Consider the following 16,197-nt stretch of genomic DNA (forward strand, 5'->3'; position numbering starts at 1 on the left):
AAAAGGAGGACAGTAAAATGTCCTCCTTTTTTGTTTGAAGATTAAAGCAATATTTTACTGCTGATATCTTTATTGATGGTAATATATCCGGGATATTTCACCGGAGTATTACCCAGCATAAATGTTGGTTTTATTTTGATGGTTAGTAATCCAAGCTTTTCATCCTTTGCAGCAGAACCCTTTTGTGCCGCTTTGATAATTTCATTAAGTACAGTTCCACTGGAAATCAAACCATAGATATTACTTATCAATTGAACGGGTACAGTTACGGTTTGGCCTTGACCAATACTAACATTCTGATTAACCAGTCCTTCGGCTAAATCGGTATTGTTTACCAATATTTTATACTCGAATTGATTAATCGCAGCCAGGTTACTTGAAGGATTAGAGATTTCAAGATTTAAATTGGCTTTTAGTGGAATATCTTTTCGTAATAAGCCTAAAGCTACTCCTGGCAAGCTACCAATATTGAAATTCTGTTGATCAATGAGTTTTTTTACATCTGTGCCCGCAATAGTTATTTGTTGTACACTTGTAATCTTGTAGGTACAATCTTCCAGCGCTTTTATTTGTTGCGCCTGCTTGTTTATTCCACAGCTAAAAAAGCTTATTGTGAAAAGACAAAGCAATAGTTTTTGTTTCATTTGTGTTTTCTTTTATAAATGTGCTATTGATAACGCCAAATTAGCAAAACTATTTCAGCTGTGGCAAAAGGTTTAGCATTCTTTAACATTAATCGCCTGGCGTAATCGTTTCCACCTGATCGCGTTTATCATCGTCATCAAATTTTTCTTCAGTGTTTAAGCTGTTTTGTTCTTCATCTTTTGATTTTTCCACTCTGTTATCCTCACTCAGAGCTGATTTGTCATGATTTGCCTGAGGTGGTGTTTTTTCAGTTTCCTGCTCCACAGCAGGAATAACAGTTTCAATTTTCAATTGAACATCATCAGACGGGCTTGGATGCTGATTGGTTTTCTCGTCTTTTTCTTCGTTTTTCATATCGTTACGATTAATCTGTTAAATGACCCTATTGTAATAATGTTTTTTTTACCATTTTGTTTGTGATTTTGTTAAAGCTTAAGGCATTGTTAACTTTAGAAAAAATAGGACCGATGAGCATAACTTTAAGAAAAATAGAAGAAAAGGATAATCATGCAGTTGCTGAAATGATCAGGACGGTAATGCGTGAATTTAAAATAGATAAGCCTGGAACAGTTTATATAGATCCAACAACAGACCATTTATCAAAGGTGTTTGAAGTTGCTAATGCAGATTACTGGCTGGCAGAAGAGAACGGGCAGCTTTTAGGGGGATGCGGCATTTACCCTACAGCTGGTCTTCCTGAAGGTTGTGTAGAATTGGTAAAGTATTACGTCCGCTCTGAAGCCAGGGGGAAGGGGATTGGTAAGGCATTAATGGAGAAAAGTATTGAATCTGCCCAGCATTATGGCTACAATGAGATTTATCTTGAATCTTTGCCGGAATTATCAAAAGCAATTGGTTTGTATGAAAAAGTAGGTTTTAAAACTTTGTCAGGACCATTAGGTAATTCGGGTCATTTTGCCTGCAATGTATTCATGTTGCTGGTACTGTGAGGGAGATTAATTGTTGAACTGAACTGAAAACTGCCAACTGAAAACTGATATCAGATGTTCAAAAGTTGCCAAAAATATTTATCACGTTTTTTTTAAGTTTGTTGCAATAAAGAATAAATCAGACATCATCATGCAAGAAACCAATTCACTCAATCAGGTTGCTGAATTTCATACTACTTTTAAACATCCAATTCTTGAAAATCCTATTATACCTTCAAAGCAGCGGGCAGACTTACGGGTATCACTTTTAGCAGAAGAGTTAAAAGAACTTCAGGAAGCAATAGAAAATAATGATTTAATTGAAGTAGCAGATGCACTTTGTGACCTTCAGTATGTATTAGCGGGGGCCATTCATGAATTTGGGCTAGGTGGTAAATTTAAAACTCTGTTTGATGAAGTGCACCGTTCTAATATGAGTAAAGCCTGTAAAACAGTTGAAGAAGCAGAGCAAACTATTCAGTATTATTTAGATAAGGATCAAACAGAATCTTACTATAAAGAAATTGATGGCCTATTTTTAGTTTTTAGAAAGGCTGATGATAAAACATTGAAATCGATCAACTATTCTCCAGCGGACCTGAAGTCGCATTTGGTATAAGCGCTGACTGCAGGATTTCATCTGTTTAGCAAAATATGATAAGAGCATCTTAAAAGGATGCTCTTTTTTTGTGCCCTGCTTTTAACTAGCGCAATTGTTACAATTTCCCGTATTCGAATTTAACCTCAATTATTTGCTGTTGAAAAATATTGTTTAGCTTTATTATTGAATAATATATTTATATATGAATTAAGTTTAATGAAGTAATTTAATCTGAAAGTTTGAGCTTTTGCGTAAGATTAAATTCAGATGTGCAGAACAGTGCATAACAGTTAAACTTTAGTCAATTTATATTTTTAGACAACCAAATATTTAATCAGAGCATGCAGGCAATTCTAGGCGTAATTTTTCACTTCATCGGCGGTTTCGCGTCGGGAAGTTTTTACATTCCATATAAGAAAGTTAAAGGTTGGGCTTGGGAGAGTTATTGGATTGTGGGTGGTATATTTTCATGGCTAATTGTTCCTCCACTGGCGGCATTTTTAACCATCCCTAACTTTACAGATATCATTGCCAGCGCAAGTAGCAGTATTTTATGGCTCACTTATTTCTTTGGTGTATTGTGGGGGATAGGTGGTTTAACCTACGGTTTGGGCGTGCGTTACCTGGGGGTATCTTTAGGAAGTAGCATTATTTTGGGCCTTTGCATGGTTTTAGGTTCTATTTTGCCTTCTATCTATTTCGATATCTTTCCGCAGGTTGGAAAGGATACTTTTTCTATGTTCTTAGTAACCGATTGGGGCCGCATGGTTTTACTAGGCTTGCTGGTATGCGTTTTAGGGATTGTAATCTGCGGTAAAGCAGGAATGATGAAAGAAAAGGAGATGAAGACCGGCGTTACAGATCCACATGGCATGGAAGTTAAAACAGAATATAAATTCGGTTTGGGCTTATTTGTTGGGATTGTTTCTGGTGTTTTGAGTGCTTGTTTCAATTTCGGAATCGAAGCCGGAAAACCTATGGCAGATGCTGCAAATACCATTTGGAAAGCTGCAAACCCAGCCGAAGCAGGTAATTTCTTATATCAGAATAACGTTACCTATGTAATCGTACTTTGGGGCGGCTTAACAACCAATTTTATCTGGTGTATGATTTTAAACGCCCGCAACAAAACATTCGGCGATTATACCAATACTGCAACACCTTTACTTAAAAACTATATTTTCTCTGCCATTGCCGGTACTACCTGGTTTTTGCAATTCTTCTTCTACGGAATGGGCGAAAGTAAAATGGGAAATGGTGCCAGTTCGTGGATTTTACACATGGCATTTATCATTTTAATTGCCAATACATGGGGTTTGGTTTTGAAAGAATGGAAAGGTGTATCACGCAAAACGCTGGTTACCGTGTTGGTTGGTATCCTCACCATCATAGCCTCTGTACTTATTGTAGGTTATGGTAATTCAATAAAAGGTTAATTATTAAAAATTTAAATAAAATACTGGTATGTCAGTCGATACAAAAAGTTATAAACACGTAAGTTATTTATGGGATGAGCAAGAGGCGGCAAAATTGGCCGGCGATGAAGTTGCATTGCTCATTTATCGCTCAAATTTATTAGGTGCCGATTTACGCCTTACCAATTATGGTGGTGGAAATACCTCCTGTAAATTAATGGAAAAAGATCCACTTACAGGATTAGAAACTGAAGTAATGTGGGTTAAAGGTTCTGGAGGTGATTTAGGTACCTTAAAGAAAAGCGGTTTAGCTGCTTTGTATGTAGACCGCTTACGCAGTTTGAAAAATATTTACCGTGGTGTGGAGCACGAAGACGAGATGGTTGAATTATTTAACCACTGTATCTTTGATTTAAGCTCTAAGGCCCCATCAATTGATACGCCTTTGCACGGATTTTTGCCGTTCAAACATATCGATCACCTACATCCGGATGCAGCTATTGCTATTGCAGCTGCTAAGGATGGAAAGCAAATTACACAAGAATTGTTCAATGGAACAATTGGTTGGGTAGAATGGAAAAAACCAGGATTCGAGCTGGGTTTACAATTAAAAAAATGCTTGGATGAAAATCCAGGCATCCGTGGAATCATGTTGGGTTCACATGGCTTGTTTACCTGGGGCGATACGGCCTACGAAAGTTATTTGAATACTTTAGAAGTAATCGAAATCTGTTCCGATTATCTGGAGCAAAACTATGGTAAAAAAGGCCCTGTTTTTGGCGGACAAAAAATTGAAAGTGCAGCGGCTGATTTGCGTAAAAAACAAGCAGCAGCTATTGCCCCGGTTTTACGTGGTCTTTGTTCTTCAAAACAACACATGATTGGTCATTTTACTGATGATACAAGAGTATTGGAGTTTATTAATTCTAACGATTTAGGCCGATTAGCGCCAATGGGAACCAGCTGCCCGGATCACTTTTTAAGAACTAAGATCAGTCCTTTAGTTTTAAGTTTATCCAGTGATGCCGATTTATCTGATGCTAAAGCTTTAAAAGAGGTATTAACACCAGCTTTTGAAGAATACAGAGCGATGTATACAGCTTATTATGAGGCTTGTAAACATCCTAATAGCCCAGCTATACGCGATACCAACCCTGTAGTAATTTTATATCCGGGTATTGGTATGTTCACTTTCTCTAAGGATAAACAAACAGCAAGGGTTGCAGCAGAATTCTATATTAATGCGATTAATGTAATGAAAGGTGCTGAAGCGGTTTCAGAATACACCTCATTACCGCATCAGGAGGCTTTTAACATCGAATATTGGTTGTTAGAAGAGGCTAAACTTCAGCGTATGCCTAAGCCAAAACCGCTTACCGGTAAAATTGCCCTGATTACAGGCAGTGCTGGTGGAATTGGTAAAGCAATTGCCAAAAGATTTGTTGCTGAAGGTGGTGTGGTTATTTTGAATGACATGAATGCCGAGCGTTTAGCGGAAGCAGGAGAGGAATTCAAATCACTGTTTGGTAAGGATGCTTATAGCACAGCCATTTTAAATGTAACCAGCGAGGAAGATATTAAAGGTGCTTTTGCTGCTGCGGCTTTAGCTTTTGGCGGTGTTGATATTGTGGTTAACAACGCTGGCCTATCGATTTCTAAAACCATTGGTGATCATACAGAAAAGGATTGGGATTTATTATATGATGTATTGGTTAAAGGCCAGTTCTTTGTTACACAAGCGGCAACTGCTGTGATGCAAAAACAAGGTATTGGTGGCGATGTAATCAACATTGTAAGTAAAAATGCCTTAGTAAGCGGACCTAATAATGCAGGTTACGGAAGTGCAAAATCAGCACAGTTGCACCTAAGCAGATTAAACGCTGCTGAGCTTGGTGCAGATCATATTCGCGTTAACGTGGTTAACCCGGATGCGGTAATCAGTGATAGTAATATCTGGGCTGGTGGATGGGCCGAAGGCCGCGCTAAAGCTTATGGCATTACTGTGGCAGAATTACCAGCGTACTATGCTAAGCGTACCTTATTGAACCAGATTATTTTACCAGATGATATTGCCAACGCTTGTTTTGCCTTTGTTGGCGGCTTACTTAACAAATCAACAGGAAACGTATTGAATGTTGATGGTGGAGTAGCTATGGCCTTTGTGAGATAAATTTAAATTTAGTTTTAGTAAGTTGTTTATCAGGTCTGTGATTTATTTCACAGACCGTAAGCGACTTTTTCAGTTCGATCGTCAGAAAGGATTAGAGAAAGTGTAAAATGCACCAGATTCTGATTCATTCAATTGAAATGACGATATTATCAACCTTAACCAAATCATACCCTGATGAATATTGAGCAGAACCAAATAGAAAAACACAACGATTCCCTTTTAACTTCGCATCAGCGTAAGCTAAACTTTTTGAAAGAGGAGTGGTCACATGTGAATTTAGAAAGTGTGATTCAGAAACTGGTAGATTTCCAAATCGCCATTCCAAGTTGGGCTTTAGGTACCGGAGGTACACGTTTTGGTCGTTTTGCCATTTCTGGCGGCGAGCCACGTACAATCGAAGAAAAAATTGAAGATGTAGGTTTGCTACATGCATTAAATGCAGCAAGTGGTGCTATATCGTTACATATTCCATGGGATATCCCTCAAGATGCAGCAGCTTTAAAATCACTGGCTTCCGGCTATGGTTTAAAGTTTGATGCTATGAATTCTAATACTTTCCAGGATCAGGCCGGATCGGCACATAGCTACAAATTCGGTTCACTCCAAAATGTTAGCAAGGCTGTTCGTAAACAAGCTATTGAACATAATATTGAAGTAATTAAGCATGGTGTTGCTTTAGGTTCAGATGCTTTAACCGTATGGTTAGCAGATGGCTCTTGTTTCCCCGGTCAGTTAAATTTCAGAAATGCATTTGAAAATACATTGGAGAGCCTGCAAGAAATCTATGCAGCTTTACCCGATGATTGGAAGATGTTTGTAGAGTATAAAGCATTTGAACCTAACTTCTATTCAACTACTGTTGGAGATTGGGGTCAATCGTTACTATACGCAAGTAAACTGGGCAAGAAAGCTTATACTTTAGTCGATTTAGGTCACCACTTACCAAATGCCAATATTGAGCAAATTGTAGCTTTATTATTGATGGAAGGTAAACTGGGAGGTTTCCACTTCAACGATTCTAAGTATGGAGATGATGATTTAACTGCCGGAAGCATTAAGCCTTACCAGTTATTCTTAATCTTTAATGAACTGGTAGAAGGTATGGATGCTAAAAACATGAACCATGCTAAAGATTTAGGCTGGATGATTGATGCTTCCCATAATGTAAAGGATCCCCTTGAAGATTTATTACAGTCGGTAGAAGCCATCATGATTGCTTACGCCCAAGCGCTATTAGTTGACAGAAAAGCTTTAAAAGCAGCTCAGGATAATAATGATGTTGCTGCAGCTCAGGAAATACTACAAAATACTTTCCGCAGTGATTTAAGGGCAGTTGTGGCTGAAGCCAGATTAAGGGCTGGTGCGGCATTGTTACCAATTGGTTTATACCGTGATTTAAACTGCAGGCAATCATTAGTTAAACAACGTGGGTTAAACACTGTAGCAACAGGCTTATAAAATTTAGAGGCGGAAAAGATGGCGAAACCTGTAATAGCGGTATTTGATGTTGGGAAAACCAACAAAAAATTGTTTCTGATAGATGAGAATTATCGTATTGTTTACGAACGTTCGGCAAGATTTGTAGAAACAAAGGATGAAGATGGAGAACCTTGTGAAAATCTGGACAGCTTGCGTTCTTCTGTATATGATTCCCTGCATCAGGTAATGCAACTAAAGGAATACGATATCAGGGCCATTAATTTTTCTACATATGGTGCAAGTTTCGTATATCTTGATGAGACAGGACAGCCCTTAACTCCGCTTTACAATTATTTAAAAGAATACCCAGAGACGTTAAAGGAAGAATTCTATGCCAAGTACGGTGGCGAGGAACAAATCTCTTTGGCAACTGCATCGCCCATTTTAGGTTCACTAAATTCGGGCATGCAGTTGTATCGTCTGAAAAAGGAAAAACCAGAGATTTTTGCAAAGGTAAAATGGGCACTGCACCTGCCCCAATATTTAAGTTATCTGGTTACCGGCAAAGCCGTTGCAGACATTACCAGCATTGGTTGCCATACACAACTTTGGGATTTTAAGAACAATCAATACCACAATTGGGTAGATGAAGAAGGAATTACAGCCAAGTTCGGCAAATTTACACCTGCCGATTCCAGCGAGGTAACCAATTTTGAAGGTCAAAATTTTAAAGTTGGCGTTGGACTTCACGATAGTTCCGCTGCGCTGATTCCATATCTGGCCAATTTTAACACCCCTTTCGTACTTTTATCTACCGGAACCTGGTGCATAAGTCTGAACCCATTTAACCAGGAGCCATTAACCGCAGCAGAGCTTAAAGAAGATTGTTTGTGCTACATGCACTATAAAGGTAAAGCCGTTAAAGCTTCACGAATTTTTGCAGGTTATGAGCATGAGCAACAACTTAAACGCATTGCGCAGCATTTTGATCGCGCAGCTTACCTGTTTAAACATTTAAAGTTCAATCCGGGATTAATCCTGAAACTGGCCAATAAAATTCCTGAAAATCAATTTCCACAAGAAGCATTTTCACTGAATTCGGCTTTCCCTGATCGGGATTTAAGCATCTTTCAAACCGCGGAGGAAGCGTATCATCAGTTAATTTTTGATCTGGTTAAACAGCAAATCTATTCTTTAAAACTGATCTTAAATGCAGGTGTGAAGCGGATATTTGTTGATGGTGGTTTTGGTAAAAATGCCATTTACATGCATTTACTGGCTACTTCAATTCCGGACATAGAGGTTTACGCTTCTTCAGTATCCCAAGCTACGGCCATTGGAACTGCATTAGCCATAAACGATGCCTGGAATCCAAATCCGGCACCAACAGATATTATTCAGTTAAAGTATTATTCGGCTATCCAAAGAAGCTTAGTTTCTTAGCGTATGGCATAAATTCGCTATATTCGAAAACTAACCATTGGAGATCACTGATTTGAAACCCGAAGATTTTATAGCCCATATCCATGTTGATGAATTTTCATCAACACCTAAGTACAAACAACTTACTAATGCCGTACTGGCGGCTATAGAAAGTGGTAAATTGAAGAAAAACAGTTTGCTCCCATCTATCAACGAGTTGAGTTTTAGCCTGGAGATCTCCAGAGATACAGCAGAAAAAGGATATCGGCATTTGAGAAAACTTGGCGTGGTAGATTCTGTGCCTGGCAAGGGTTACTTTATCGTTAATACCGATTTTTCCAGAAAACTAAAGATTTGCCTTTTTTTCAATAAACTCAGCACGCACAAAAAAATCATTTACGATTCCTTTGTGAAGGCGATTGGAGAGCAGGCTTCTATAGATTTTTATATCTATAACAATGATTTTGCATTGTTTAAGAAGCTGTTAAACAGTAAGCGAAATGACTATACGCATTTTGTTATTATCCCTCACTTTTTAGAGGGAGGGGAGAATGCACATGAAATTATCAATACCTTACCTAAAGAGAAGCTGGTTATTCTGGATAAGCTGCTGCCTGGCATTTCGGGTGATTATGCGGCGGCTTATGAAAACTTTGCCCAGGACATATACGCTGCTTTGGAGCAGGCACTCGATCGTTTGTCTAACTACAACACTTTAAAGATCATTTTCCCCAAAAACAGCTACTTCCCGCATGAAATTCTAACTGGTTTTTATCGTTTTTGCCAGCAATATGCTTTTGATCACAAGGTTATCCATAACATTAAAGATGAGGTGATTAATCCCGGAGAGGTATACATTAACCTGATGGAAGATGACCTGGTGATGCTGATTGAAAGACTTATTGCACAGAAACTCAAAATAGGAAAAGATGTTGGGGTAATTTCTTACAACGAAACACCTTTAAAGAGCATTATACTGGATGGTATTACTACTATTTCTACTGATTTTGTTCGATTGGGCACCGAAGCTGCTGAATTAATACTTGATAATAAGGCAGAGAAGGTAGAGGTTCCTTTTTATCTTAAATTGCGGAATTCACTGTAACCATAGTTAGGGAACGTGTATATTTTACTAATTTTAGTTTTTATATACATCGAGTAAATGAAGGGTTATCAGGCAGAAGACGAAGCACAGGAAAAACATCCGTACGATTATATTTTAAGAGATTTTAATCTACAAGATCTAAGTGCAATTGTTATTCTCCGGCACCTGAGTAACCAGGTAGATACTGGCTCGAAACATTTCTACAGCCTTCATGCACAGCAGATAGAAATTGATTTTGGAATTTTTGATCTGCCTGAATCGAGCGATTTCTTTCCTCCGGTTATTGTTCAGCAAGGACATAATGATGTAAGGTTGTCTTGCAGATGTATACAGCCAAAAAGCAGGTTGTGCGAGCATCAGGCTCAGGTTTTATACAATATTCTTCAACGCCAGGAGCTTAAAATATTCTTTGATAAGCCAGTTAGAACAACTCATCTTAAGAAACAGGCCAGTATTTATGGATTAGAACAAGAATCTAATCTGGATGAGCTTTTTAACCTCCATTTAATTGAGAACAGGCTAGAAGTTAAACCGAAAATCCCCCTGCAGGCTTTTGACAAAGAAGCCCAGCAACAATTGGAAGATTTGTTGATCCCAAAGGTGAAAAACAGGATATCAAAAATCGAAAATCAGGAACAATTGATTTTGGTTTTAAGTCAACATCGGTACTACAATAACCTGGTTATGGAGATTTTTGAAGCCGAGAGTACCAAAAATGGTAAGGTTAAAAATCCTTTCAAGTTGATAAGTCCTGCAGATTTGATTTTCAAAACAAATGAAGCAGAAGAGCTAAAATTTTTAAGTGGCATATCAAGCTTTCAACAGAATTTCAATGATGACCAATCTGAAGCTGAGATTGCTGCTTTAAAAGCAGTGGTCAAAAATCCCCTTCAGATTCCCGTCTATCAGCATGATGCCGGTATTTCTCCAAACATTCAGGCATCATCCGTTAAGCGCATCAAGTTGCAAGCGCTTTCTGTCGATCTGAGGCTGTCGGTTAACCAAAAAGATGATTTCTATGAGATTACCGGAAGACTGAACATAGATGGAAAATCTTATGAACTGGACCATCTGGTGCTGTGTTATCAGTATTTTATTAAGCTTGGTGATCAGTTATTTTTAATAGATCGATTCGATTTTCTAAAAGTCATTAGCTTTTTTAAAAAGCAAAGCAATAGGTTGATAATCCACAAATCTAAATATGCTGAGTTTCAGAAACTGATTTTAATTCCATTAGAAGGAAGTATTCATGTCGATTACTCTTATTTGAAGCCTGCGACCAAACGTCAGATTGAAGAAAAAGGCTTTGACCTGGAGGTCGAGAAATTAATTTACCTTTCAGAATCTGAAGATTTCATTTTGATTACACCGGTAATGCGGTATGGAAACATGGAAATTCCGGTACTTTCTAAAAAGCAGATCCAGGCACAGGATAAATTAGGCAATGTTTTTACGCTACATCGTGATGAAGCTGTAGAGCTTCAGTTTATTGCCGATATCATGAAACAGCAACCATTCTTTTTTGAACAGGAAACGAATGATTCTTTTTACCTGCATCGTAAAAGATTTCTGGAACTTGACTGGTTTTTAGATACTTTTGACATCTGGAGAAAAAAGGATATTCAAATTCTGGGTTTTAATCAACTCAAAAATAATAACTTCAATCCTTACAAAGCAGAGATTAATATTGAAGTACTTAGTGGAACAGATTGGTTTGAAACCAAGGCAGAAGTTAAGTTTGGAAAGCAGAAAGTAGCGCTGAAATACCTGCATAAATCCATCCGGAATAAGAGCAAATTTGTGAGGTTGGATGATGGAACACAAGGCATTTTACCCGAAGAATGGTTAATTAAGTTTAGCCAGTATTTTAACGCAGGTGAATTGGCAGAAGATAAAATCCTAACACCTAAAATTAGTTTTGCTACCCTCGACGAGATTTACGAGGATTCCCTTTTGGATGGGGCAGTGAGAAATGAAATTATTAGCTATAAACAGAAATTTAGCGATACGACCTGGATTGAGGACGTTCCTGTTCCAAAAGAGTTGAAAACTGAATTGAGACATTACCAAAAAGATGGTTTAAACTGGCTAAATTTCTTAGACGACTTTAATTTTGGTGGCTGCCTCGCAGATGATATGGGTTTAGGAAAAACGATTCAGATCATAGCATTTATTTTGTCGCAGCGTAAAAAGGTCCTTTTTAACACCAACCTGGTAATTGTTCCTGCATCCCTGATTTTTAACTGGAAAGCAGAGATAGCCAAATTCGCACCATCTATTAAAGTTAAAACCATTTACGGAAATGACAGACAAAAAGTAACCGACGATTTCGATGCATATGAAGTAATACTAACCTCATACGGTACGCTACTTTCAGATGTTCGTTTTTTAAAAGACTATCGTTTTAATTACATCTTTCTGGATGAATCGCAAAACATTAAAAACCCCGAGTCGCAAAGGTATAAGGCGGCCAGGATGTTACAGTCTCGGAATAAAATTGTGATGACAGGTACACCAATTGAAAACAATACCTTCGATTTATATGGGCAACTGTCTTTTGCCTGCCTGGGGCTTTTTGGTACCAAGCAACAGTTTGCCGACCTCTATTCAACGCCTATAGATCAGTTTAAAGACAGTAAAAGAGCGGCAGAGCTGCAGCGTAAAATAAAGCCTTTCATTCTGAGAAGAACTAAAGAACAAGTGGCTAAAGAACTACCCGATAAAACGGAAGTAACATTGTATTGTGAAATGGCTGAGGAGCAGCGCGAAGTTTATGAAGCCAATAAGAAAGAAATTCAGGATTATATTTTAGGTAAAACAGAAGATGAATTGCCTAAAAGTGCCATGCATGTGCTTAAAGGTATTACCCGCTTAAGGCAAATCTGTAATTCTGCGGCACTGTTGGCCGATGGTAAATCCTATTTGCAGGCCTCTTCAAAAATTGATGTGTTATTGGAGCAAATCGAAACCAAAGCACCCAATCATAAGATTTTGATTTTCTCGCAGTTTGTAACCATGCTGGATTTGATTAAAAAACAACTCGAGCATAAAAAAATCAGATATGAATACCTCACCGGGCAAACCAGAAACCGAAAGCAAGTGGTAGAATCCTTTCAGCAAAATGAGGAAATTCCTGTTTTCCTGATTAGCTTGAAGGCAGGTGGTGTTGGTTTGAATTTAACTGAAGCAGATTATGTTTATTTAGTAGATCCCTGGTGGAATCCGGCGGTAGAAAATCAAGCCATTGACCGTGCCTATCGTATAGGCCAGCATAAGAATGTAATGGCTATAAGATTAATTTGTCCGGATACAATTGAGGAGAAGATTATGAAGCTGCAGGCTACCAAGAAAGACCTGGTGCGTGATGTGATACAAACTGATGGAGCGCTGTTTAAGCGGATGAATAAACAGGAGCTATTGGGATTGTTGAGTTAGTAGATGTTATAAATGGGTTTATAATTTGAGCGTAGGCAACAAAATCTGCAACAATTTTCGGCTAAGGATTAAATTGTTGCACAAAGGCGAAACTATTTTAGGTGAAACAAAAAAAGTTTCCGGTTAAAAAGTTTACAAAAGAAATGAGCAGTCGTTAAATTACCATGAGGATTATTGGAGCTGGATTCTAAGCGAATGATTATTAAAACAACCAACCTAACTTAATTCTTTTTGGAACACATATCCCAATTGCGGAACATTCACACTATTAATAATTTTCCATTGAACTTTCTCTGCGATAAATGAGGGTGCTGTTAAATCAGCATTCTTCGCTGCTGCGGTGTAGAAATCATTTCTGCTAGGATGCTCAGGAGCGCAAACATTGTAAGTTTTTCCGAAGCCTTGTTGCTCCAGGAGTTTGCTGGCAAAACCTATAGCATCTTCCTGGTGGACTAAATTTACCGGGGCTAAGCCATTGGGCACATCGGTTTTTCCTGCGAAAAATCTTCCCGGGTTTCGGTTTGGACCTATTAATCCTGCAAAGCGGATAATGGTGAAGCTGGATGGATGCTTAGCTTTAAAAAGAATTTCGGCTTGTAAAACTACCTTTCCGGATGGAGTATCAGGGTTTGTGGTTGTGTTTTCATCTACAGCTTTATTTTCATCACCATAAACACTGGTAGAGCTAATTAATACAACATTTTTGCTTTTATTTTCAGCTGCGTTTAATATAGCACTAATCTTTTCAGGATAGTCATTTAACTCATTTGAACTTCTCTTAGGCGGAATGCAGATAAAGAGCACATCTGTTTCAAAAAAAGCAGGATCAGCAGTCATTTCCGCTGCTGTAAAATTGATCAGATAAGGATCGATTTGTGCTGATGAGAGTGTCCCTAATTTTTCATTTGTAGTTGTCGAACCTTTAACCCTATATCCCTGAGCAACCAGTGACTTTGCAAAAGCTAAGCCAAACCAGCCACAACCCAGGATAGAAATGGTATTGATATAATGAGGTTTCATTTTTAGTTAGTTGGCAGTTTTCAGTTCAACAATTAAGCAATTCAACAATAAGCAATTAGGCAACTAACCGATTAAACAATTCACCTGATCACCAGCATACTTATCCTTTACCCACATTATAACAGGCCCTGCACCTGGGCTCATAACTTTCTTTTTCACCCAAAAGCACGGTAGATTCATTGGCTACAGTGCGGTAGCTGTAAAGCGCCGGGTTTCCGCAACATACGCAAACGGCATTCACTTTAGTCACATGCTCGGCGATGGCCATTAAGGCAGGCATTGGGCCGAAAGGCTTGCCGGTGAAATCCATATCTAAACCTGCAACGATTACACGAATCCCCCTCAAAGCAAGTTTGTTACAAACATCGGGCAGTTCGTTATCAAAGAACTGCGCTTCATCAATGCCCACAACCTGTGTATTGGTTCCTAATAATAATATAGCAGAAGAGCTATCCACAGGTGTAGATGATATGGAATTTAAATCATGGGAAACTACAGCAGATTCATGATACCGGGTATCTGTTCTGGGCTTAAAGATCTCAACGTTTAATTTAGCTATTTGGGCTCTTTTCAATCTTCTGATCAACTCTTCGGTTTTACCAGAGAACATGGATCCGCACACTACTTCTATGCTTCCAGAAAATTCACCCCTTCTTCTAAAATTTTGTTCGCTAAATAACATTCCCGTTCGTTTGTTGCCCTACGTAATTTCTATAAATTTTAAACCGAACAAATATGAGAATTATGTGTTATTTTTGAATACATAGTTACCAACATAAATCGATCAAAAATTCGTTTATAATTTATGATGAACCAGCAAGATATTTTCAAAAAGATAGGCCACATTTTAGCAGAATTAAATGAACAGTACCATTTTTTAGCTCAAAACCCTCAACAATTGAATGATTTAGAGGTAGAACTTTTCCTCGCTAATGCCAATTTTCTTTCTGATCATGTCCACATCGTTAAAAAGTTAAATACGCAAAATAAAGAAGCTGCTGTTGAACATCCGACGGCCATAGTCCAGGCACCAACCATAGCAGAAGAGATTCTGGCCGAGAAACACCCTACACCCACTCTTGCAGAAGAGCAAAATATATTATCCGAATTAGAGGAAATTGCTACTGCTGAGGAAGAAGAAGAGCGTGTAGATATTAAACCCGAGCAGGAAGCTTTAGAAGAACAGCAGATTCATGAAGAAACAGCCGATGCGGTTTTAAATAAAGACTTTTTTAAACCGGATCAGGAAGATCATTCTTTTGAATTTGTTTTGGGGAACCACAGTGAAAGTGATCAGTTTGATTACGAAGCCAAGCCTGTGGAGGAAATCTTCGACCGTAAGCTGAGTAAGGAAGAAGAAGAGATTTTGTTACAGAAAAAGAGAATCCAGGAAAGGGAATCACAGCAGGTAGAAGTTCAGCAGGAAGTTCCGGTAAATGAAGACGATGAGATAGGGCCGGATCCATTTTTGATTCCACAGGTGGAAGAGGAAGAGCCAGATACAGTTGTTGCAGCTCAGATAGAGGAAGAAGCAGAAATAGAAAAATTGTCTGAACCCATTGAAGCTTTAAAGGGCGTTAATATGGATGAGCCGATTATCTCTCCTCCGGTAGAAGAAAGACCTGTTTTTACACCACAGGCAATTCCCGTAAAACCAGTAGCTGCCCCTATCGAAACAAAAGCTGTGCCTACACTTAATGATCTGCTCGCGAAAAGTAATGCACCTCAGGAAACCGTTAAAGCACCTATTGCGGATTTGAAACAGGCCATCAATTTGAATGAAAAACTATTGTTTATTAAAGACCTGTTTAATGGCTATAATCTGGCTTATTCGGAAGCAATTGATATCATCAATAAAATGACCAGCTTCGAAGCTGCAGATAGTTTCTTGCAAAGTAATTATGCTGCTAAAAATAACTGGGCGAATAAGCAATCTACTGTAGATCAGTTTTATGAGGTTTTGAACAGAAGGTTTGCTAAATAGCGGCCTTCAGTTTTCAGTTGCCAGTTTTCGGTTGGCAGTTCAGTTCAACAAT

Annotated in this window: 13 protein-coding genes; 9 read left to right on the forward strand and 4 right to left on the reverse strand. The window is 38.3% G+C overall.

Going from position 1 to position 16,197, the window contains the following annotated elements; all coding sequences use genetic code 11:
- Nucleotides 1-41: 41 nt before the first annotated feature.
- Nucleotides 42-644, reverse strand: coding sequence for a hypothetical protein (locus ACQY77_RS18605; protein ID WP_421940805.1), 603 nt, complete (start codon nt 642-644; stop codon nt 42-44).
- A gap of 88 nt (nt 645-732) precedes the next feature.
- Entirely contained in the window at nt 733-999 is a 267-nt protein-coding gene (locus tag ACQY77_RS18610) for a hypothetical protein (protein ID WP_421940804.1), read from the reverse strand.
- 113 nt (nt 1,000-1,112) lie between these two features.
- Here ACQY77_RS18610 and ACQY77_RS18615 point away from each other — a divergent pair, with 113 nt between their 5' ends.
- The 8 genes from ACQY77_RS18615 to ACQY77_RS18650 all read left to right on the forward strand — a co-directional run bounded on the left by ACQY77_RS18615 (nt 1,113) and on the right by ACQY77_RS18650 (nt 13,141).
- Nucleotides 1,113-1,595: a GNAT family N-acetyltransferase gene (locus ACQY77_RS18615; protein WP_421940803.1), complete on the forward strand. Its 483-nt coding sequence runs from the start codon at nt 1,113-1,115 to the stop codon at nt 1,593-1,595.
- A gap of 130 nt (nt 1,596-1,725) precedes the next feature.
- Complete coding sequence (locus ACQY77_RS18620) at nt 1,726-2,193, forward strand: hypothetical protein (protein ID WP_421940802.1); 468 nt, start codon at nt 1,726-1,728, stop codon at nt 2,191-2,193.
- Between the two features lie 323 nt (nt 2,194-2,516).
- Nucleotides 2,517-3,611, forward strand: a complete 1,095-nt coding sequence (rhaT, locus tag ACQY77_RS18625; protein WP_421940801.1) for an L-rhamnose/proton symporter RhaT — start codon at nt 2,517-2,519, stop codon at nt 3,609-3,611.
- 28 nt (nt 3,612-3,639) lie between these two features.
- Nucleotides 3,640-5,760 carry a bifunctional aldolase/short-chain dehydrogenase gene (locus ACQY77_RS18630; RefSeq protein WP_421940800.1) on the forward strand — a complete coding sequence of 707 codons (2,121 nt, stop codon included), beginning with the start codon at nt 3,640-3,642 and terminating at the stop codon, nt 5,758-5,760.
- Between the two features lie 174 nt (nt 5,761-5,934).
- Nucleotides 5,935-7,218, forward strand: a complete 1,284-nt coding sequence (locus tag ACQY77_RS18635) for a sugar isomerase (protein ID WP_421940799.1) — start codon at nt 5,935-5,937, stop codon at nt 7,216-7,218.
- A gap of 18 nt (nt 7,219-7,236) precedes the next feature.
- A complete protein-coding gene (locus ACQY77_RS18640) occupies nt 7,237-8,622 on the forward strand; it encodes an FGGY-family carbohydrate kinase (RefSeq protein ID WP_421940798.1) in 1,386 nt (461 codons plus the stop codon).
- A 52-nt stretch (nt 8,623-8,674) separates the two neighbouring features.
- Nucleotides 8,675-9,706: a GntR family transcriptional regulator gene (locus ACQY77_RS18645; protein WP_421942416.1), complete on the forward strand. Its 1,032-nt coding sequence runs from the start codon at nt 8,675-8,677 to the stop codon at nt 9,704-9,706.
- 57 nt (nt 9,707-9,763) lie between these two features.
- Nucleotides 9,764-13,141, forward strand: a complete 3,378-nt coding sequence (locus tag ACQY77_RS18650; RefSeq protein ID WP_421940797.1) for an SNF2-related protein — start codon at nt 9,764-9,766, stop codon at nt 13,139-13,141.
- A gap of 216 nt (nt 13,142-13,357) precedes the next feature.
- Here the strand turns inward: ACQY77_RS18650 and ACQY77_RS18655 are convergent, their stop codons facing one another.
- Nucleotides 13,358-14,161 carry an SDR family oxidoreductase gene (locus tag ACQY77_RS18655; protein ID WP_421940796.1) on the reverse strand — a complete coding sequence of 268 codons (804 nt, stop codon included), beginning with the start codon at nt 14,159-14,161 and terminating at the stop codon, nt 13,358-13,360.
- Between the two features lie 100 nt (nt 14,162-14,261).
- Nucleotides 14,262-14,843 (reverse strand): thymidine kinase, encoded by a 582-nt coding sequence (locus ACQY77_RS18660; RefSeq protein WP_421940795.1) that lies wholly within the window; start codon nt 14,841-14,843, stop codon nt 14,262-14,264.
- Between the two features lie 123 nt (nt 14,844-14,966).
- On the opposite strand from ACQY77_RS18660, the gene ACQY77_RS18665 reads away from it, so the two are divergent.
- Nucleotides 14,967-16,145, forward strand: a complete 1,179-nt coding sequence (locus ACQY77_RS18665; protein WP_421940794.1) for a hypothetical protein — start codon at nt 14,967-14,969, stop codon at nt 16,143-16,145.
- Nucleotides 16,146-16,197: the final 52 nt, after the last annotated feature.

Origin of the sequence: Pedobacter sp., assembly GCF_965279535.1 — a bacterium.
GTDB lineage: Bacteria > Bacteroidota > Bacteroidia > Sphingobacteriales > Sphingobacteriaceae > Pedobacter.